This is a genomic window from Pantoea sp. ICBG 1758, assembly GCF_002928325.1.
Lineage (GTDB): Bacteria > Pseudomonadota > Gammaproteobacteria > Enterobacterales > Enterobacteriaceae > Pantoea > Pantoea eucrina.
The window spans coordinates 1,973,256-1,993,277 of record NZ_POWL01000001.1 but is presented as its reverse complement, the minus strand read 5'-3'; the positions used below and the strand labels follow the sequence as shown (position 1 = coordinate 1,993,277).

Here is a 20,022-nt window from a genome sequence, read left to right as displayed (position 1 = left end):
AAAAGGCGCTGGCCAGATAAAGGAAAATTAAAATAGCGATTTCGGCAGGGGGTTGTGTCGCACTTCTTGCTATTAGCGAGAGAGTGAGGCGATAACCTGATCTTCGTCCATTTTGTCCAGACGGTTAAGCAGCTTGCGCGTGATGGCTTCCAGCTGCTCCTGCTCGGTGGCGCTCAGTGACGACCAGAGATACTGCAGGCTCTGGTGCTGGGGCGGCAGCAGCTGACGCAGAAACTCGTTGCCTTTTTCCGTCAGATGCAGATGCAGGCAGCGGCGATCGTTGTCGCTTTCACGGCGTTCGATCCAGCCGCGCTTTTCCAGTTCATCCGCAATGCGCGTGGCGTTGGTGCGTGAAGAGCCCAGTGCCGCACTCAGTTCTGATGGCTGAATGCTCTGGTTTTCCTGCGCATCCAGCGTGATCAGCGCCATAAATAAGGTTTCGTTAATTCCCTGTGCCTTGAGCATCTTGTTGCGATTATCCAGCAGCTTGCCCTGCATATGCATACACAGGCGGGTCAGGATAATTTCCTGCAGCGGAAAATCTTTATGACGATTTGCCCGGACGTTCAGCATCTGCTCAATGGGAGTAAACGAACTTTCCATCTAAAAAAACCTCTTGATTGCAACGTAGAATTATCACATTCAGCGCGCTAACCGCTTCGCTGTGGAATAATTTCGAGAGTAAAAATAACTACAGTGAATAAGTACACTGCTAACGATATCAAACTCACCTGTTAATGGACAGCGCCGCTTACCGATTTACGCTGTTTTTCTTGCTCAGGCAGGCTCTGCGCTGGCGTTACGCCACCAGATTATCAGATTAAGTAGCGTCGCCAGGGCACCCGCCGCACAGACGCCATACCAGCCAAACAGATGAAAGGCGTTGGCCGAGATCACCGAGCCGAGCGCCCCACCGGTAAAATAGCTGGTCATATAGCCGGATGTCAGGCGATTACGCGCTTCAGGCATAGTGCGATAGATAACGCTTTGGTTGGTGATATGTACGCCCTGAACCGCCAGATCCAGCAGCACAATGCCGGCAATCAGCGCCAGCAGGCTGCTGCTGCCGAGTGCGGTAACGCCCCAGGAGATCAGCATGATCACCAGTCCGGCGCTGGTGGTGAGTTTTGCTTTGCCCCGGTCTGCCAGTCCGCCCGCCTGACGCGCCGCCAGCGCGCCTGCTGCCCCTGCCAGACCCAGCAGGCCGATCTCGCCCTCGCTGAAATTCCACGGCGGTGCAGCGAGTAAAAAGGCCATTGAAGTCCAGAGCATGCTGAAGTTTGCAAAACTCAGGCAGCCGGTCAGCGCCCGGGTACGTAACACCCGATCGGCGCTGAACAGGGAGAAAATTGAGCGCAGCAGCTGCAGGTAGTTAAGCGGCACGCGCTGCTGGTAGCGCGGCAGATAGCGCCATAGCGCCAGCGCCATCAGGATCATCAGCACGCTGGCGCACCAGTAAACGCTGCGCCACCCGGCAACCTGAGCCAGCGCGCCGGCAACGGTACGCGCCAGTAAAATGCCCAGCAGCAGGCCACTCATGACCGTGCCTACCACTTTGCCACGCTTTTCCGGAGCAGCCAGCGTGGCCGCCAGCGGCACCAGAAGCTGTGCCACCACTGAGAAGAGACCGGTTACCACCGTACCCAGCAGCATCAGCGTCAGCGAAGAGGAGAGGGCGGTCAGCATCATGCCGCCCGCCGCCAGCAGGCTCATTGAAACAATCAGAGCACGCCGTTCCAGCATATCGCCCAGCGGCACCAGCAGCAGCAATCCACAGGCGTAGCCAAGCTGCGCGGTGGTCACGATAAAGCCCGCTACGCTGACAGAGAGACCAAACTGATGCGCAATCGTATCGAGCAGCGGCTGCACGTAATAGTTACTGGCCACCGCCAGCCCTGTCGCGACTGACATCAGCGCCACTAATGGGGCACTGAGGCGTGCCGGAGATGAGCTCATGAGCGGATACACAGTGAAATAATCATATGGGGATAATAGTAACCGAAAAAATTATTTCATAGTTGTGATAATTAACAGGACGTACCAGTGCGTTATAGCGCACGCTGCGCTTATCGGCGACGGAAACAGTGCGGGCGACCCGAAGGCCGCCCGCTGACTACATAAAACGATGGCGTTTATTTCGCGGCGGCCAGAGCGTCATTGATCCACTTATCAAACTCCGCCTGATGGCCTTTAATCCAGCCATCCACATGATGGTTGATATCCGCTTCAGATGCCTGACCCGCATGCATGGCGGCATTCTCCGCGTTGATATCCTTAATCGGCAGCTTCATCTCCGCAAACAGCTTCGCGGCGGCCGGGTTTTTCTCTGCCCAGGCTCTGTTCGCCACGATATGCATGGTGTTCACCGGAAAGCCGTAATTCGCACCATTTGCCAGTTTGGTATCCACTTTGCTCTGTTCGCCAGGCAGGGAGGAGAACGGCACCTGCAGCCAGACTACGTCACGGCCCGGTTTCAGCACATCGCTCAACCAGTAAGGTGTCCAGGTGTAGTAGAGAATCGGTTTACCCTGTTTGAAGCGCGCCAGCGTATCGGCCACCATTGCCGAATAGTTACCCATATTGGCGGTAACGGTATCGGCCAGGCCAAAAGCGCTGTTCTGGTGATTAATCACCGCTTCGCAGCCCCAGCCCGGCGTACAGCCGGTCATGTCCGCTTTACCATCCCCGTTACTGTCGAACAGTTTGGCAATTTTTGGATCTTTCAGCTGTTCAATATTGGTGATGTGATATTTTTCAGCGGTTTTTTTGTCAATTAAATAGCCCTGGGCAGCACCGCCAACGTAGGTGCCTTCGCGGTAAAACTTGCTGTCACCCCCAGCGGCTTTATACATATCGTCGTGCAGCGGCTGCCAGTTAGTAGCCACAAAGGTAGCGTCACCGGCAGCGATTGTGGTGTAAGCCACGTTGTAATCGACTTCGCCCGGTTTCTCCACGCTATAGCCGAGTTTCTCCAGCGCGCGGCTGACAATCAGCGTCTGGAAGGTTTCTTCAGCAATGGTGCTTTGCAGCGGTTTAACGGTAATGCCTTTACCCGGCAGGTCGGCGGCGGACACGTGCGTCGCGGCGAACGTCGTCAGGACGGCAGCGAACAGAGCTGTCTTGCGCATAGTCATTCCTTATTTTACGTGTGACGTCGGAGACGGGCGGCCACGATGGACCGCCCAAAAAAATCAGGCTTTTTTACTGAACGGACGCAGTAGCAGGCCAACCGGACCGGTGCTGTACCAGTGACGACTACCCCGGCTGCGGCTATCGCGGCCAACCGACTGCGTGAGGCGATCGAGGATAATGGCGAGGATCACAATGCCGACGCCGCCAACGGTGGCCAGCCCCATATCGAGGCGGCCAATGCCGCGCAGCACCATCTGGCCCAGTCCGCCGACCGCGATCATGGAGGCGATAACCACCATTGATAGCGCCAGCATCAGCGTTTGGTTAACCCCGGCCATGATAGTTGGCATCGCCAGCGGCAGCTGGACCTTAAACAACATCTGACGCGGGCTGGCGCCGAAGGATTCGCTGGCTTCAATCAGGTCAGCAGGCACCTGTTTAATACCGAGAATAGTGAGGCGCACAATCGGCGGCAGCGCAAAGATGATGGTTACCACCACGCCTGGTACGTTGCCGATACCAAACAGCATCACAATCGGCACCAGATAAACAAAGGCGGGCGTGGTCTGCATCGCATCCAGCAGCGGACGGACGATACGCGCGGCACGCTCGCTGCGCGCCAGCCAGATACCCAGCGGCAGGCCAATGACAATACAGAACAGCAGGGCGGTGAGCACCAGCGCCAGCGTTACCATGGCCTGCGACCATGCGCCAATTACAATTAGTGAAACCAGCGTGGCAATGCCCATCGCCGGCGTCGCAATCTGCCAGGCAATCAGCGCGAACAGCACAATCGCCACCGGTGCCGGCATGCCCAGCAGCAGCTGCTGGAAGGCGCTCAGGATGTAATCCACCGGAACGCGGATACCCTGAAACAGCGGGCGGAAGTGGTTCACGACCCAGTCGATGCCCTCGGTCACCCAGCTGTCGAGCGGAATCCAGGTTTTATGGAACGGGTCCATGATAGTGAAATGTTCCGGCGCTGGTGCAGGTGCACTGTTGAGCCAGTCGCTGCCGCTGGCCGTGCCAGTGGCAGCGTCATGACCGCCGCTGGTGGCTGCGGGATCCCCCCACGCATCTGCGCCACCGGTGCTGCTCTCTGCAGGCGTGGCTGAAGCGGCACCTGACCAGGGATCGGCGGCGCTGGCATCAGGCGTGGTTGTTTGCGCTGCGCTCTGGCTGGCGCTATCCCATGGGTTGGCGGTGTGTTTACTCATGGCTGGGCTCCTTCACGGTCTAACGCACGCAATAACATGCTTTTGGAGATGATACCGACGTACTGATTATCTTCACCGACTACCGGTACGGCGCACGGCGCCTGCGCCACATGGGAAAGCAAATCATTCAGTGAGGTATCAGCAGGCACCGCCTGCGGGGCTTCCAGCAGCGCACTATCCAGCCCGGCACCGGCGGCCAGTGCCGCTTTCAGCGAATCACTGGAGACCACGCCAACAAACTTCTGTTTTTCCAGCACATAGCCAAACTCGCGGTCTTCATCCTGCAGCAGCTTAATGGCGGAGCGCGGACCGAAGCCGGGCGCTTTACGGATCAGCGCTCCGGCACTGCGGCGCGCAATATCTTTAGCGCTAAAGACATGACTAATATCCACACCGCGGAAAAAGGTGCGGACATAATCATTCGCGGGATTATTGAGGATCTCATCAGGCGTACCAACCTGAACTACTTCGCCGCCCTGCATAATGGCAATGCGATCGCCAATACGCATGGCTTCGTCAAGATCGTGAGAAATAAAGACAATGGTGCGCTGATGTTTTGCCTGCAGCTTTACCAGCTCATCCTGCATTTCGGTACGAATTAAGGGATCCAGAGCGGAGAACGCTTCATCCATCAGTAAAATATCGGGATTAATTGCCAGCGCGCGCGCTAATCCCACGCGCTGACGCATACCGCCGGAAAGTTCATCCGGATAAGCATTGGCATAATTTTCCAGCCCTACCTGACGCAATGCCTCAAGCGCTTTTTCCTGACGTTCATGAAGCGGCGTGCCAGCTAATTCCATTCCAAAGGCGGTATTATTCAGTACCGTCATATGTGGCATAAGCGCGAAGGATTGAAACACCATACTGATCTTATTTCTGCGTACTTCACGCAGTTCGCTATCTGATATTTTAGCAATATCGACACCATCGATAATCACCTGGCCCTGCGTGGGCTCTATCAGACGATTGAGAAGGCGAACCATGGTGGACTTTCCAGATCCTGACAGCCCCATGATGACGAAGATCTCGCCTTCTTCAATGGCCAGACTGGCATTTTGTACGCCTACTGAGAGACCGGTTTTCGCCAGAATTGTCTCTTTGCTTGCGCCTTGCGCAATGAGCTTAAATGCCTTTTCCGGATGATCGCCAAATACTTTATATAAATTTTTAACTTCGAGTTTAATTGCCATGCAATAATTACATTCCTGGTTAAATGTCTGACTATTTCTTGTTGTACCCTGATTAAATTTAAGCGCCCTATAACCTAACATAGTGAGAGTGTCTGACAACCCTTGCACAGAATATTTCCGGCAAATGCATCCTGACTATTGCCGCTAATTCCAGAGCCCACGAGGGATGAGCGCGGATCAATTTTTTCTGAATTTTTTGTGAAATTTGGCAGGTTTTAGTCAAATCGCTGCGTGAAATGCGGATAAATCGCGCTTTAACGGCACTGATATTAATTAAATAGCGGACGCTGAGTGTCGGAAATATTCCGGTGCGTTGATAGATAAGTAAGGCAGGATGAAACAGGAGATTGCGTTTGTCATAAGGACGTTCCGCAGGGCGCGTGAGGCCATTACGCGGAGTGGCGATCCGCAGAGCCGCCACTGCGTTGCATCAGGAGCGCCAGAGAGGACTACCCACCTGGCGCCAGAGCCGATTAGAAATCCCAGTCCTCATCTTCCGTTTCCACGGCTTTGCCCATGACATAGGAGGAGCCGGAGCCGGAGAAGAAGTCGTGGTTTTCATCTGCGTTCGGCGACAATGCCGCCAGTATTGCCGGGTTGACTGCTGCTATCTCCGCCGGAAACAGCGCTTCATAGCCCAGATTCATCAGCGCTTTATTAGCGTTGTAGTGCAGAAAGGCTTTTACCTCTTCCGCCCAGCCCGATTCCCCATACAGCGCATCGGTATAAGCCAGTTCGTTTTCATACAGCTCCAGCAGCAGATCGATAGCGAACTGCTGCAGCGCTTCACGCCGCGCGGCATCGGCGTGCTGCAGCGCCTGCTGATATTTATAGCCAATATAGTAACCATGAACCGCCTCATCGCGGATGATCAGGCGGATCAGATCGGCGGTGTTAGTCAGCTTGCCCCGGCTGGACCAGTACATCGGCAACCAGAAGCCGGAATAAAACAGAAACGACTCCAGGAAAACGCTGGCGATCTTTTTCTTCAGCGGATCGTCCGCCTGATAGTGCGCCAGAATGATCTGCGCCTTTTTCTGCAGCGCGGCGTTCTCTTCGCTCCAGCGGTAGGCAGCGTCAACGTCTGCCGTGTTGCATAGCGTGGAGAAAACCGAGCTGTAGGAGCGGGCGTGTACCGCCTCCATAAAGCTGATATTTGACAGCACCGCTTCTTCGTGCGGCGTGGCGGCGTCCGGCATCAGGCCCGGTGCGCCCACGACATTCTGAATCGTATCGAGCAGCGTCAGGCCGGTAAATACGCGGATAGTCAGCTGCTGCTGCGCCGGTGCCAGCGCCTGCCACGCAGGCAGATCGTTGGAAAGCGGCACTTTTTCCGGCAGCCAGAAATTACTGGTGAGACGGTTCCAGACCTCAAGATCTTTATCATCCTGCAGGCGATTCCAGTTAATCGCCTGAATAGCATTAAGTTTCATCATAACTTTACAGGGCGCAGGAGACGCAGCCCTCAACCTCCGTGCCTTGTAGCGCCATCTGACGCAGGCGAATGTAATAGAGCGTTTTAATGCCCTTTTTCCAGGCGTAAATCTGCGCTTTGTTGATATCGCGCGTGGTAACGTCGTCGCGGAAAAACAGCGTCAGCGACAATCCCTGATCGACATGCCGGGTTGCTTCCGCATAGGTATCGATAATCGCCTCAGGGCCAATCTGGTAGGCATCCTGATAAAATGCCTGGTTTTCATTGGTCATAAACGGCGCCGGATAATAGACGCGTCCGGTTTTACCCTCTTTACGGATCTCAATGCGTGACACAATCGGATGAATACTTGAGGTGGCGTGGTTGATGTAGGAGATAGAACCGGTTGGCGGGATCGCCTGCAGGTTCTGGTTAAACAGCCCGTGCTGCATCACCGCCGACCGCAGCGCCTGCCAGTCAGCCTGCGTCGGCAGGACAAGACCGGCATCGTCAAATAGCTGCGCAATGCGCGCGGTGCGCGGCTGCCAGCTGCACGTAATATATTTATCGAAGTACTCTCCGCTGGCGTAGTGAGACTGCTCAAACCCGTCAAAGCTGCGCTGACGCTCCCGGGCCAGCTGGTTTGAGGTACGCAGTGCGTGAAACGTGACGCAGTAAAAGTAGAGGTTGGTGAAATCAAGCGCCTCTTCTGAACCGTAGGCGATACCTTCCCGCGCCAGATAGCCGTGCAGATTCATCTGCCCGAGGCCAATAGCGTGTGAACGGCGATTGCCTTCGGCGACGGACGGCACCGAAGCGATCTCACTCATCTCTGACACGGCGGTGAGCGCCCGCACGGCCACCGCCACGGTGCGGGGGAGGTCACGGGAATCCATCGCGTGTGCGATATTCAGCGAGCCGAGATTACAGGAGATATCTTTGCCCGTGCGCCGGTAGCTGAGATCCTCATTCAGTTCGCTGGCGCTGTTGACCTGCAAAATCTCTGAACAGAGGTTGCTCATATTAATGCGCCCGGCAATCGGATTACTGCGGTTAACGCTATCCTCATACATGATATAGGGGTAGCCCGACTCAAACTGGATCTCTGCCAGCGTCTGGAAAAAGTCGCGCGGGTTGATATAGGTTTTGCGGATGCGTTCGTCCGCCAGCATCGCGTCATAGTGCTCGCTGATGCTGATATCGCCGAACGCTTTGCCATAGATGCGCTCAACGTCATACGGCGAAAACAGCGCCATATCCCGGTTCTCTTTTGCCAGCTGAAAAGTGATATCCGGGATCGTTACGCCCAGCGAGAGCGTTTTAATGCGGATTTTTTCATCCGCGTTTTCACGTTTGGTATCGAGGAAGCGCAGAATATCGGGATGATGGGCGTTCAGCCAGACCGCACCGGCCCCCTGACGCGCGCCCAGCTGATTAGCGTAAGAGAACGCATCCTCCAGCATCTTCATGACCGGGATCACGCCGGATGACTGGTTTTCGATACGCTTGATCGGCGCTCCCGCTTCGCGCAGGTTAGAAAGCAGAAACGCCACGCCGCCGCCGCGTTTAGAGAGCTGCAGGGCAGAGTTCACCGCGCGGCCAATCGACTCCATATTATCTTCAATACGCAGCAGGAAGCAGGAGACCAGCTCACCGCGCTGCTGCTTGCCGCAGTTCAGAAACGTAGGTGTGGCGGGCTGGAAACGGCCGCTCAGGATCTCTGTCAGCAGCGCTCGCGCCTGCTGCTCATCGCCACGCGCCAGCGTCAGCGCCACCATGCAGGCGCGCTGGGTGAAGGTCTCCAGGTAACGTTTGCCATCAAAGGTTTTCAGCGTATAGCTGGTGTAAAACTTCCAGGCACCGAGGAAGGTGTGAAAGCGGTGATCCTGCGCATCCGCTTCATCATGCAGGGCGCAGAGAAAGCGAAAGTCATACTGATTCAGGACGCTGGCTTCGTAGTAGCCTTCCTCAACCAGATAGCGCAGCCGCTCAGCAGCGGAGCTGAAGGTCAGCGTATTGGGCTGAACGTGCTGCAGGAAAAACTGCCGCGCCGCTTCGCGATCTTTTTCAAACTGAATATGACCCGCTGTGTCATACAGATTCAGCATCGCGTTCAGCGCGTGGTAATCGAGCTGCGTGCTGTTCAGGGTGTCTGCTGTTGCCAAAATTGGGTTACTCCTGCTTTAACCTGCGCAATGTCTTCCGGCGTGCCCATCATTTCAAAGCGATAAAGGCAGGGCACCTGACATTTACGCGCAATGATGTCGCCTGCCAGGCAGAAACCGCTGCCGAAATTGCGGTTGCCGGCGGCAATGACGCCGCGGATGCCGCGACGATTTGCGCTGTCGTTAAGAAACTGAATCACCTGGCGCGGGACGGCACCCTGCACACCGCCGCCGCCATAGCTCGGCACCACCAGAATATAGGGGTGGTCAACCTGCAGCCGCTGGTTAGCCTCTGCAGGAATGCGGTGCGCCGGCAGCGCCAGGCGGGTAATAAACCTGTGGGTGTTTTCTGACCGGCTGGAAAAATAGACCAGCGGATACATGGCGCTATTCACTTACCGCAGCGGAGTGCCGCAGCGCAGCAATTTTATCCGGACGGAAACCGCTCCAGCTGTCATCCGGCGTCATAACAACCGGCACCTGGCGATATCCCAGCGCTTTAATTTCTTCGAGCGCTTCCGGCGCGGTATCAAGGTTGATGAGCTGATACGTCATGCCGCAGCGGTCCAGGGCATTTTTAGTGGTATCACACTGGACACAGTTACTCTTAGTGTAAATAATAATGCTCATGATTCGCATTTCCTTTTAGTGACAGGAAGATAGCTGCTGTTGCCAGGCGCAACCGGCCATAAATCAATATGTAGCGTCTTTTGTATAATTAGATACTAGATGTGGTATTTGTGGCGGTCAACCCGATAACTGAAGGGGTATTGCTCTGACGGTACAACAACCCAGGCAGGCTGCGCTTTTTGCAATGGAAAAAATTTTTCTGGTCGCTGAAAGGCAAAAAAAAGCCCTGCATCAGCAGGGCTTTTTCAGAATCATGTGCCGGTTAGCGGCGGGACACCAGCAGTGCACCCAGAACCAGGCCTACGGCGGCACCCAGTCCTACGCCATGCCACGGCTTATCGCGTACGTAGGCGTCAACCTGATAGCCTGCATCGCGCGCCGCCTGGGAAACTGAACTATTGCCGTTCATTTTCGCGCGGGTCTGCTTCAGCAATTTTTGCGCCTTGTCGCGCGCGCTGTCGACTTCATCTTTGGCGTCGCTGCCATAAGACTTAAGCAACGCTTCCAGCGAATCAGCCAGATCGTTTACATCCTGATTGATATCAATGTCATCGTTTTTAGTGGTTCGATTAAACATTTTTCGCTCCCTTTGATTTAAAACGTAATACTAAGTGTAGACGATACGTGATTAAACGCAGCGCTATGCCAGGCTTTAGGGAAAATCCGAATGTCTGTACCCCAGGTCTGTTGTAAGGTTGCGGGGCTGTGAGAAGAGAGGAGCAAGCATGTATTTACGTCCGGATGAGGTTGCGCGCGTACTGGAAAAAGCAGGATTCGAAATGGATGTTCTGACGCCAAAAACCTATGGTTACCGTCGTGGTGAAAACTACGTCTATGTTAACCGTGAGGCGCGTCTGGGACGCACGGCGCTGGTGATCCATCCTACGCTGAAAGAGAAAAGCCAGCACTTTGCTGAGCCCGCCTCAGAGATGAAAACCTGCGATCACTACACGCAATTCCCTCTCTACCTGATGGGTGATTCACAGGAGCATTACGGTATTCCCCACGGTTTCAGTTCCCGTGTTGCGCTGGAGCGCTATCTGCAGGGCGTGTTTGGCGCCTGATTTTTTGCCCCGTTAACGCGGGGCTCTCCTGGCCTGCACCATCCCCGGTTTCTGCCACGTTGCAAAACGCAGCGCGGATGCGTATAACTCTGTATCCATATAGAAGTTTAGACGTCCATATGGATTATCAGTATGCAAAGCGCGAATACCCCTCCGCAGGAAAGTTTCAAACGCACGATGAAAGTGCGGCACCTGGTGATGCTGTCGCTGGGTGGCGTCATCGGCACCGGCCTGTTTTTCAATACCGGCTATATCATCTCAACCACCGGTGCAGCGGGCACGCTGCTGGCCTATCTGATTGGCGCGCTGGTGGTCTGGCTGGTCATGGCCTGCCTGGGCGAGCTGGCGGTAGCGATGCCGGAAACCGGCGCGTTTCACGTCTATGCCGCACGTTATCTGAGCCCGGCCACGGGCTATACCGTCGCCTGGCTCTACTGGCTCACCTGGACCGTGGCGCTGGGGTCGAGCCTGACCGCGGCCGGTTTCTGTATGCAGTACTGGTTCCCGACGGTGCCGGTCTGGCTCTGGTGCCTGGTGTTCTGCCTGGCTATCTATCTGCTGAATATCATCTCGACGCGCTTTTTCGCCGAAGGTGAGTTCTGGTTCTCAGTCATTAAAGTGGTCACCATCATCGCCTTTATTGTGCTGGGCGGCGCCGCGATGTTTGGCTTTATCCCGCTGAAAGATGGCTCTGCCGCGCCTGGCCTGCATAACCTGACGGCGTCAGGCTGGCTACCGCACGGCACGCTGCCGATTCTGATGACCATGGTGGCGGTAAACTTTGCGTTTTCCGGTACTGAACTGATTGGGATTGCAGCAGGGGAGACCGAGGATCCGCAGAAAGCGCTGCCGCTGGCTATCCGTACTACCGTCGCGCGCCTGATTATCTTTTTTGTCGGCACGGTGTTTGTGCTGGCGGCACTTATCCCGATGGACCAGGCGGGCATCGTCAAAAGCCCGTTTGTTCTGGTGTTTGAAAAAATCGGTATTCCCTGGTCGGCTGACATCTTCAATTTTGTGATTCTCACGGCGATCCTCTCCGCCGCTAACTCCGGCCTCTATGCCTCCGGACGCATGCTCTGGTCGCTGGCGAATGAAAATACGCTGCCGCGCTGTTTTGCGCGCGTGAACCGGCGCGGTATTCCGGTGCTGGCGATCACCATCAGCATGCTGGGGGGCCTGCTGGCGCTCTTCTCCAGCGTGATCGCGCCGGATACGGTATTTGTGGCGCTGTCGGCGATCTCCGGTTTTGCCGTGGTGGCCGTCTGGCTCAGCATCTGCGCCTCGCACTACGTTTTCCGCCGGCGCTACGTGCGTGCCGGCAAAGATATCAGACAGCTCGCCTGGCGCGCGCCATTCTATCCGGTGGTGCCGGTGCTGGGGTTTGTGCTCTGCCTGCTGGCGTGCGTGGGCCTGGCCTTCGATCCGTCGCAGCGCATTGCGCTCTGGTGCGGTATTCCGTTTGTACTGCTCTGTTATGCTGCTTACTATGTTACCCGGCGACGTAAACCCCTTAAGACGCAGGAGAGCAACCATGCCGCGTAACCCGATTGCTGAAGCACTCACCCAGACCCGTCCGCTGATCCTTGATGGCGCACTGGCCACCGAGCTGGAGGCGCGCGGCTGCGATCTGGCAGATTCCCTCTGGTCAGCAAAGGTGCTGATGGAGCAGCCGGAACTAATTTATGCCGTGCACCGCGACTACTTTGCTGCCGGCGCGCAGGTAGCGATCACCGCCAGCTATCAGGCAACGCCGCGCGGTTTTGCCGCGCGCGGTCTGGAGAGCGGCAAGGCGGGCGAGCTGATTCGCCTGAGCGTGACGCTGGCGCAGCGTGCACGCGATGATTATCGCGCCGCTTCCGGCACCACGGCGCCGCTGCTGGTCGCCGGTTCAGTGGGGCCGTGGGGCGCCTATCTGGCAAACGGGGCCGAATATCGCGGCGATTACGCGCTGCCGCCGGAAGAGATGAAAGATTTCCACCGGCCGCGCGTGGCGGCGCTGCTGGAAGCGGGTGTCGATCTGCTGGCGTGTGAAACGCTGCCGTCGTTTGGTGAAGCGCAGGCGCTGATCGCGCTGCTGGCTGAATTTCCGCACAGCAGCGCGTGGTTTTCGTTTACGCTGCGTGATGCAGAGCATATCAGCGACGGCACGCCGCTTGAGAGCGTGATGAAGGTGATTAACGCGGCACCGCAGGTGGTGGCGGTGGGGATCAACTGTATCGCGCTGGAGAGCGTCACGCCGGCGCTGCGGACGCTGCAGGCGCTGACGCAGAAGCCGCTGCTGGTCTACCCTAACTCGGGCGAGCAGTATGATGCAGAGAGTAAAAGCTGGCACTCGGCACCCTCTGGCTGCACGCTGCAGGAGAAGTTTAGCGAATGGCAGCAGGCGGGTGCGCAGCTGATTGGCGGCTGCTGCCGGACGTCGCCTGAGGATATCCGGGCAATTGCTGCCTGTTGTCAACGCTGAATAAGCACAAAAAAAGCACACTGATAGCGCGATTGTCGTCAGTGAAAAGCCAGAGAGCACGGTTTACACTGTGCTCTCTGACTCTGATGCGGATCTGCTATGAACCTGCGACACACTCTTCCCGCCTGCGCGCTGCTGCTAAGCGGCTGCGCCACTATTGTCGGTACAGATATGCAGCCGGTAAAAATTGACTCCATTCCGCAAGGCGCCCGCTTTACGGTACAGGATGAGACCGGACGCGCGGTGGCGCAGGGCTACACGCCCCAGACAGTAGACCTGGCAAAATCAAACGGCAGTTACTTTGGCAAAAAACATTATCAGGTCATGCTGGAAAGCCCGGGCTATGTCCCGCTGACGCTGCCCATTGAGGCGAGTGCCAATCTCTGGTACGTGCTGGGGAATATTCCGCTGCTCGGCTTCCCGGGCTGGCTGGTGGTCGATCCGTTCTATGGCGGGATGTATACCCTGAAGCCGGATCATCCGCAGCCGGTACTGAACGTAACAGGCGCGCGCGGCCGCTAGCCCCCGCGGGTTCGTGGGGGGCGCATTCATGCGCTCCTGGCAGATTCCCGGCAACGTCGGCCAGGGCGCCATTAATGGCGCCCCTACGAAGGGTTCAGGTGCCGTAGGGGGCGCATTAATGCGCCCCTGGCATAATGTTCAGGTGCCTCAGGATTACCGTAGAGGACGCATTCATGCGCCCCTGCAAACCTGTAAAATTCGCTGCTTACTGGGCGGTGGGCTTGACCATGGCGTTGCCGGGTTTATGCTGGGCGAGATACTGCTGCTGAAAAATACACATGCGGATGGTGTTACGGTATTCACCGTTGATAAAAAATTCATGCTTCAGCACGCCTTCAACTTCGAAGCCCAGCTTACTGTAGATATGAATCGCTTTCTCATTCTCCTGATCAACAATCAGATAGAGCTTGTAGAGATTCAGCACGGAAAAACCGTAATCCATTGCCAGCCGGGCCGCCTTGCTGGCTAAACCTTTCCCCTGATGCCCCGGCGCGATGATGATCTGAAACTCCGCGCGGCGGTGCACATGGTTAATCTCCACCAGCTCGACCAGTCCCGCTTTTTCCTCTTCATACTCGACCACAAAGCGTCGTTCGGTCTGATCGTGAATATGCTTGTCATAGAGGTCGGAGAGCTCAACAAACGCCTCATAAGGCTCTTCAAACCAGTAGCGCATTACGCTGGCATTGTTATCCAGCTGATGAACAAAATGCAGATCTTCCCGCTCCAGAGGGCGTAATTTCACCGTCATAACAGTTCCTGAATGTTTAGTGGAGTGCGCCTGAATACGAGGTGCGCATAAATGCGCACCCTGCAGATGTGATGCAGGCATATGCGACCCGGGACCCGTGCGCCGTTAGCCCACGATCCGTCCCTGCGCCATATGCGCCGCGCGGTCGCACATATGATCGATAACGTCCGGATCGTGGCTGACCAGCACCATGGTCAGCCCGTCGTTCTGTTTGAGATCGTTCAGCAGGTTGAGGATCTCCGCCTGAACTGACATATCCAGCGCCGATGTCGGTTCATCCAGCAGCAGGATTTTAGGTTCCAGCAGCAGCGCGCGCACAATCGCCACGCGCTGGCGCTGTCCGCCCGAGAGCTGATGCGGATAGCGGTTCGCCAGCGCCGGATCGAGACCCACGTGACGAAAGCCTGCGTCGATGCGGTCATCGATATTATCGCGCTTTAACAACTTCAGCGGCTCCGCCAGCGTGCGGCGCAGGCGATGGCGCGGATGCAGCGAGGCATACGGATCCTGAAACACCATCTGCACATCGCGTCGCAGCTGGCCGGTAAAGGCTTTGCCCGGCTGGACTGCCGTCTGCGCCAGCGTCATCTCGCCCTGCCAGTGCGGATTCAGACCGGCCAGCACCCACAGCAGCGACGATTTGCCGCAGCCGGATGGGCCAACCAGACCAAAACACTCACCGGCAGCGACCTGCAGGGAGACGTCGTGCACCACGGTACGCAGCTCATAGCCGTGCTTATGGGCAACGCTCAGGTTTGATAACTCAATCATTCTCTCTCTCCAGCGCGGCGCGATCCAGCACCGGCAGACGTTCGCCGTGCGTCGCCTTACCGGGACGACAGGCCCACAGCGTGCGGGTATAGGGGTGGGTAGCATGAGAGAGCTGTGCGGCAGGCAGCGTATCAAGCAGCCGGCCCTTATACATCACCATCACCCGTTCGCAGTGCTCTGAGACCTGCTGCAGATCGTGACTGATCAGCAGCAGCCCCATATTACGCTGCTCAACCAGCCGGCGGATCAGCGCCAGCACCTGATCGCGCATGGCGTGATCGAGCGCGGAGGTTGGCTCGTCGGCAATCAGCAGTTCCGGATCGGTAATCAGCGCAATCGCCAGCATCACGCGCTGACCCATGCCGCCGGAGAGCTGGTGCGGATAGCGCTTCATCAGCTGACGCGGTTCAGGCAGGCCAACGGCGGCCAGCATCTCACACACTTTCTCGCGTCGCTCAGCGCGGCTCAGCTTGCGATGCAAAATCAGCGGCTCTTCTACCTGCCAGCCGATGGTGCGCGTCGGGTTGAGCGCATATTTCGGGTCCTGCATCACCATCGCTACTTTTCCGCCGCGCAGCGTGATCCAGTCACGCTCCTGCAGACGCTGAGCATCAGCACCGGCAATATGCAGACGTTCAGCCTGCAGCTGCAGGGAAGGGGAGAGCAGGCCCATCAGCGAGCGTGCGGTAAGCGATTTGCCGGAGCCGGATTCACCGACCAGCGCCACGCGTTCGCGGCCAATCTGAAAGCTGATGTTATCCACCAGCAGTGATTCGCCGCTGCGGATGCTCAGCCCGCGGGCATCAATTAATAAATCATTTTGCATGGCGGGTATCCAGTCGATCGCGCAGGCCGTCGCCTGTCAGGTTAAACGCCAGGCTGGCGAACAAAATCGCAGCGCCGGGCGCAGCCGCCACCCACCACTGATCGAAAATAACTTTACTGCCTTCGGCAACCATTGAGCCCCATTCGGCGGTAGGAGGCTGTACGCCCATACCGAGGAAGCCGAGACCCGCAGCAGAAAGAATAATACCGCCGAGGCTGAGTGCAGCACGCACGACGGCAGTCGGCAGGCAGAGCGGCAGAATATGGCCGAACATCAGCCGCAGGCCGGTGATCCCCTGCATGCGCGCGGCGGCAAGATAGTCGCTGCGGCGCAGCGCCAGCGTCTCTGCACGCGCCTGGCGGGCAAATGGCGGCCAGCTGGTCAGTGCCAGCGCCAGCGCGCCGTTCATCAGGCCCGGACCGAGCATGGCGACCAGCGCCAGCGCAATCACCAGGTTCGGCAGCGACAGGAAAATATCGGTAATGCGCATCAGCACGCGCTCGGTCCAGCCGCCGACGTAACCGGCGGTAATACCAATCAGTAATCCCACCGGGATCGTCAGCACCAGGATCAGCGACACCAGCAGCAGCGTCGGGCGCGCGCCGTAAATCACGCGCGACAGCAGATCGCGGCCAAAGCCGTCGGTGCCAAACCAGTGCAGCGCGGAGGGCGGCAGCAGGCGCTGGTTGATGGTCTGCACATTCGGATCAAACGGAGCCAGCCAGGGTGCCAGCAGCGCCATCACAATCAGAATGACCACCAGCGTCAGGCCGATGGAGAGGGAAGTCACGCGCGCCCGACGACGACGCGGACGCACGCTTTCCAGTTCGTGAAGTTGTTGAGTCATCGGGTTCTCGGATCGGTTAACCAGGTCAGGGCGTCAGCCACGGCGTTAAGCAGAATAAAGCAGCCGCCAATCAGCAGCGTGGCGCCAAGGATAGCCGGCACATCCGCTGAGAACAGAGCGTTGGTCATATAGCGGCCCACGCCCGGCCATGCGAATACGGTCTCTGTCAGCACCGAGCCTTCCAGCAGCGTGGCATAGGAGAGCGCAATCACGGTGATCAGCGTACCGGTGACGTTGGGCAGAATATGACGCAGCAGGATGCGCGTGCGGCCCGCACCTTTTGCGCGTGCCAGTACCACATACTCTTTGCTGCTCTCTTCGAGCAGCGCCGCACGCAGCAGACGGGTAATGCCTGCCATCGCCAGCAGACCGAGGATCACGACCGGCAGCCAGAGGTGCGCAATCGCGTTACGGAACATCTCCGGATCGCCGGAGAGCCAGCTGTTGATCAGCACAAAGCCGGTTTTGGGTTCCAGCGTATAGACCCAGATATCATCCAGCTGGCCCGGTCCGGCTGACCAGTGCAGCACCGCGTAGAACAGCAGCAGGCCCAGCAGCCCAAGCCAGAACACCGGCACCGAATAGCCCAGCAGCGAAATAAAACGCGCCACGTTGTCGATAACACTGCCCGGCTTCCACGCCGCCAGCAGCGCCAGCGCCACGCCAAACACGGCGGCAAAGATCATCGCGCAGGTGGCCAGCTCAATCGTGGCCGGGAAGGTACGCAGCAGGTCGGCGCTCACCGGCTGATTCGTCAGATGAGAGAGACCCAAATCGCCGCGCGCGAGGTGGCTGATATAGCGCCAGAACTGTACCAGCACCGGCTGGTCAAGTCCGAGATCGTGCCGCACCTGCGCGTAGGTCGCTTCGCTGGCGTGATCGCCGGCAATCTGCTGCACCGGATCGACCGGTGAGAGGTGCGACAGCATAAAGGTAAACGCCAGCAGCCCGAGCAGCGTCACCAGCAGCGAGAGCAGGCTGGTGACAAGGCGGCTGCCGCGCTGCCAGAGTGACCGGGCGAACCCGGTCTGTGAAGCAGATACGGACATTATTTAGAGACCTGCGCGTAATAGACCATATCGGGGTTGATGCCCTGCACATAGCCTTTCAGATTGTCGCGCAGCGCAACCAGATTACGCGCCTGCAGGCCAATCACGTACGGGGAGTTTTTCAGCACTTCGCGCTGCATCGCCTGGTACAGCTCTGCGCGTTTGTTGCTGTCCGCTTCCGCCGTGGCAGCCAGCGTCTGCTTGCTCAGCTCCGGAATGTGCCAGTCAGAGCGGTAGGCGATGGTTTTGCTGCCATCTTCCGGGTTATAGGCAAATGAGGCGGCGTTGGTGTTGGGATCGAAGTAATCGGCACCCCAGGCGTTTAGCGTCGCTTCAAACTGATGCGCTTTAACGCGCGTTGAGACTTCAGAGCTGAGGCCCGGCTGCACCTCAACTTTTACGCCACCCTTCGCAAAGCTGCCCTGCAGCGCCTGAGCGATATCAAGATAAGGCGGCTGGTTGCTGGTGGAGAGCGTAAAGCTCACATTGGTCAGGCCCGCTTTCTTCAGAATCGCTTTGGCTTTTTCCGGATCGTAGCTGTATGGCGTTTCATTCAGCGCGCCTAAGAAGCCTTTCGGCAGGAAGGTCTGATGCACTTCAAACTGCCCTTTCAGCAGGTTATCGGCAATGCCTTTATAATCGAACAGGTAGCGTGCCGCTTCCCACAGCGCCGGGTTTTTCAGCACCGGATCTTTGCCGACGTTAAACTGAATGTAATAGAGCGACGCCATCGGGATCGCGTCAGTTTTGACGCCCGCCTTGCCTTTTAGCGCGGCAATCTGGTCAGCGCCTAGGTTACGTGCGATATCCACATCACCCTGTTCCAGCAGCAGGCGGCGCGCCGCAGGCTCCGGTACGTTTTTGATCAGAATGTTCTTCAGCTTCGGCGCGCCGGCGGGAGAAGAGGGGTTTGCTGTCAGCAGAACCGCTTCATGCAGCACGACTTTGCGGATCTGATACGGGCCGCTGCCGGCAGAGTGAGTGCCCAGCCACGCATGACCGAAATCACCGTTTTTCGCATTAGCCTGCGCCGTTTTTTCATCGATGATAGAAGAGACCGGTGCCGAGAGCAGGCTCAGCACATAGGCCGGGCTGACGTTAGCGTTCCAGCTGATCTGTACGTGCTGGTCATCCACCTTTTTCAGGAAGCTATCAACGTTATCTTTATTCCAGCCGAGCTGCGTCAGGATAAAAGAGGGATCAAGATTGAGTTTAACCACGCGACCCAGCGAGAAGATCACATCTTCCGGGCGCAGCGGGTTGCCGCTGGCAAAGGTCGCATCTTTACGCAGCTCAAACGTCAGGCTGCGGTTATCGCTGCCCGGCTGCCATGAGGTCGCCAGGGTCGGTTTCAGGTCGGTCGGGTTTTGCGGATCGGACTGAACCAGGCGCTGATAGATATTAGTGAATGACTGTACCGTGGTGAGTTCAAAGCCCTGCGCCGGATCGAAGCTGTCAGCATCATCGGTAGACTGTGCAATCACCAGCGTATCTTTGGGTGTGACAGCGTGCGCAGAGAAGGCGGCCACCAGCGACAGCGCCAGCAGTGAGGGAATAATTTTTTTCATGTTGTTTCCTTGCCTTAAAAAAGTAACGCGAGTTTACGAGAGCGTACCAGTGAAGAATAGTCTATTTATGGCTATGCATATGCTTTTAGGTTCTAAGCCCGGCGGTTCTGTTATAAGGGTTATGGCCGCTAATAACCAGCATAGTACGCATCAGATACGCTTTTTCAGAAATGTTTCAGCTCCGGCTTTTCTCCCGATGAATGGGGCGACTGTCGCAGATCGTTAATAGCCTGCTCAACCAAACGGCAACAAAATTTAGATAAAACGCTCATGCGCTATATTCACCTTTACTTCATTAACTGCGTAAATATAATAACGGCAATTAACTATCTGGAGGATCTCGTTGAACAGTCAACTTTATCGATGGCGATACAGGGCAAGCTGAAGCACGGATCCTTTTCCTGCT

Annotated in this window: 20 protein-coding genes; 4 read left to right on the top strand and 16 right to left on the bottom strand. The window is 56.9% G+C overall.

Annotation, left to right across the window (positions count from 1 at the left end; genetic code table 11):
• Nucleotides 1–72: 72 nt before the first annotated feature.
• From mprA to C1Y41_RS09555, 10 genes are all read right to left on the bottom strand, one after another.
• Nucleotides 73–603, bottom strand: a complete 531-nt coding sequence (mprA, locus tag C1Y41_RS09600; protein ID WP_039379772.1) for a transcriptional repressor MprA — start codon at nucleotides 601–603, stop codon at nucleotides 73–75.
• Nucleotides 604–777: 174 nt separating this feature from the next.
• Nucleotides 778–1,956: an MFS transporter gene (locus tag C1Y41_RS09595; RefSeq protein ID WP_094111737.1), complete on the bottom strand. Its 1,179-nt coding sequence runs from the start codon at nucleotides 1,954–1,956 to the stop codon at nucleotides 778–780.
• Nucleotides 1,957–2,132: 176 nt separating this feature from the next.
• Nucleotides 2,133–3,128: a glycine betaine/L-proline ABC transporter substrate-binding protein ProX gene (proX, locus tag C1Y41_RS09590; RefSeq protein WP_094111736.1), complete on the bottom strand. Its 996-nt coding sequence runs from the start codon at nucleotides 3,126–3,128 to the stop codon at nucleotides 2,133–2,135.
• Between the two features lie 63 nt (nucleotides 3,129–3,191).
• Nucleotides 3,192–4,349 (bottom strand): glycine betaine/L-proline ABC transporter permease ProW, encoded by a 1,158-nt coding sequence (proW, locus tag C1Y41_RS09585; RefSeq protein WP_104085321.1) that lies wholly within the window; start codon nucleotides 4,347–4,349, stop codon nucleotides 3,192–3,194.
• Nucleotides 4,346–5,542 (bottom strand): glycine betaine/L-proline ABC transporter ATP-binding protein ProV, encoded by a 1,197-nt coding sequence (gene proV, locus C1Y41_RS09580; RefSeq protein WP_094111735.1) that lies wholly within the window; start codon nucleotides 5,540–5,542, stop codon nucleotides 4,346–4,348. The genes proW and proV overlap by 4 nt, the downstream gene beginning before the upstream one ends.
• Before the next feature lie 473 nt (nucleotides 5,543–6,015).
• Nucleotides 6,016–6,975: a class 1b ribonucleoside-diphosphate reductase subunit beta gene (nrdF, locus tag C1Y41_RS09575; RefSeq protein WP_039385618.1), complete on the bottom strand. Its 960-nt coding sequence runs from the start codon at nucleotides 6,973–6,975 to the stop codon at nucleotides 6,016–6,018.
• 7 nt (nucleotides 6,976–6,982) lie between these two features.
• Entirely contained in the window at nucleotides 6,983–9,121 is a 2,139-nt protein-coding gene (gene nrdE / locus C1Y41_RS09570) for a class 1b ribonucleoside-diphosphate reductase subunit alpha (RefSeq protein WP_104085320.1), read from the bottom strand.
• Complete coding sequence (nrdI, locus tag C1Y41_RS09565) at nucleotides 9,100–9,504, bottom strand: class Ib ribonucleoside-diphosphate reductase assembly flavoprotein NrdI (RefSeq protein WP_039379768.1); 405 nt, start codon at nucleotides 9,502–9,504, stop codon at nucleotides 9,100–9,102. The genes nrdE and nrdI overlap by 22 nt, the downstream gene beginning before the upstream one ends.
• 4 nt (nucleotides 9,505–9,508) lie before the next feature.
• Entirely contained in the window at nucleotides 9,509–9,751 is a 243-nt protein-coding gene (gene nrdH, locus C1Y41_RS09560) for a glutaredoxin-like protein NrdH (protein WP_094111733.1), read from the bottom strand.
• 262 nt (nucleotides 9,752–10,013) lie between these two features.
• Nucleotides 10,014–10,328 carry a DUF883 family protein gene (locus C1Y41_RS09555; RefSeq protein ID WP_039379764.1) on the bottom strand — a complete coding sequence of 105 codons (315 nt, stop codon included), beginning with the start codon at nucleotides 10,326–10,328 and terminating at the stop codon, nucleotides 10,014–10,016.
• 148 nt (nucleotides 10,329–10,476) lie between these two features.
• On the opposite strand from C1Y41_RS09555, the gene C1Y41_RS09550 reads away from it, so the two are divergent.
• The 4 genes from C1Y41_RS09550 to C1Y41_RS09535 all read left to right on the top strand — a co-directional run bounded on the left by C1Y41_RS09550 (nucleotide 10,477) and on the right by C1Y41_RS09535 (nucleotide 13,804).
• Nucleotides 10,477–10,815: a DUF2002 family protein gene (locus C1Y41_RS09550; RefSeq protein WP_039379762.1), complete on the top strand. Its 339-nt coding sequence runs from the start codon at nucleotides 10,477–10,479 to the stop codon at nucleotides 10,813–10,815.
• A gap of 132 nt (nucleotides 10,816–10,947) precedes the next feature.
• Entirely contained in the window at nucleotides 10,948–12,360 is a 1,413-nt protein-coding gene (gene mmuP / locus C1Y41_RS09545) for an S-methylmethionine permease (protein ID WP_039379760.1), read from the top strand.
• Nucleotides 12,350–13,282: a homocysteine S-methyltransferase gene (mmuM, locus tag C1Y41_RS09540; RefSeq protein ID WP_104085319.1), complete on the top strand. Its 933-nt coding sequence runs from the start codon at nucleotides 12,350–12,352 to the stop codon at nucleotides 13,280–13,282. The genes mmuP and mmuM overlap by 11 nt, the downstream gene beginning before the upstream one ends.
• A gap of 99 nt (nucleotides 13,283–13,381) precedes the next feature.
• Nucleotides 13,382–13,804, top strand: coding sequence for a hypothetical protein (locus C1Y41_RS09535; protein ID WP_104085318.1), 423 nt, complete (start codon nucleotides 13,382–13,384; stop codon nucleotides 13,802–13,804).
• A 205-nt stretch (nucleotides 13,805–14,009) separates the two neighbouring features.
• On the opposite strand, the gene speG is transcribed toward C1Y41_RS09535, so the two are convergent.
• The 6 genes from speG to C1Y41_RS09505 all read right to left on the bottom strand — a co-directional run bounded on the left by speG (nucleotide 14,010) and on the right by C1Y41_RS09505 (nucleotide 19,616).
• Nucleotides 14,010–14,555, bottom strand: a complete 546-nt coding sequence (gene speG / locus C1Y41_RS09530; RefSeq protein ID WP_039379754.1) for a spermidine N1-acetyltransferase — start codon at nucleotides 14,553–14,555, stop codon at nucleotides 14,010–14,012.
• 105 nt (nucleotides 14,556–14,660) lie between these two features.
• Nucleotides 14,661–15,326, bottom strand: coding sequence for an ABC transporter ATP-binding protein (locus C1Y41_RS09525; protein ID WP_039379752.1), 666 nt, complete (start codon nucleotides 15,324–15,326; stop codon nucleotides 14,661–14,663).
• Complete coding sequence (locus C1Y41_RS09520) at nucleotides 15,319–16,152, bottom strand: ABC transporter ATP-binding protein (RefSeq protein ID WP_104085317.1); 834 nt, start codon at nucleotides 16,150–16,152, stop codon at nucleotides 15,319–15,321. The genes C1Y41_RS09525 and C1Y41_RS09520 overlap by 8 nt, the downstream gene beginning before the upstream one ends.
• Nucleotides 16,142–16,999 (bottom strand): ABC transporter permease, encoded by an 858-nt coding sequence (locus tag C1Y41_RS09515; RefSeq protein ID WP_039379748.1) that lies wholly within the window; start codon nucleotides 16,997–16,999, stop codon nucleotides 16,142–16,144. The genes C1Y41_RS09520 and C1Y41_RS09515 overlap by 11 nt, the downstream gene beginning before the upstream one ends.
• Nucleotides 16,996–18,048 carry an ABC transporter permease gene (locus C1Y41_RS09510; protein ID WP_104085316.1) on the bottom strand — a complete coding sequence of 351 codons (1,053 nt, stop codon included), beginning with the start codon at nucleotides 18,046–18,048 and terminating at the stop codon, nucleotides 16,996–16,998. The genes C1Y41_RS09515 and C1Y41_RS09510 overlap by 4 nt, the downstream gene beginning before the upstream one ends.
• A complete protein-coding gene (locus tag C1Y41_RS09505) occupies nucleotides 18,048–19,616 on the bottom strand; it encodes an ABC transporter substrate-binding protein (RefSeq protein ID WP_094111730.1) in 1,569 nt (522 codons plus the stop codon). Before C1Y41_RS09505 ends, C1Y41_RS09510 begins: the two co-directional genes overlap by 1 nt.
• Nucleotides 19,617–20,022: the final 406 nt, after the last annotated feature.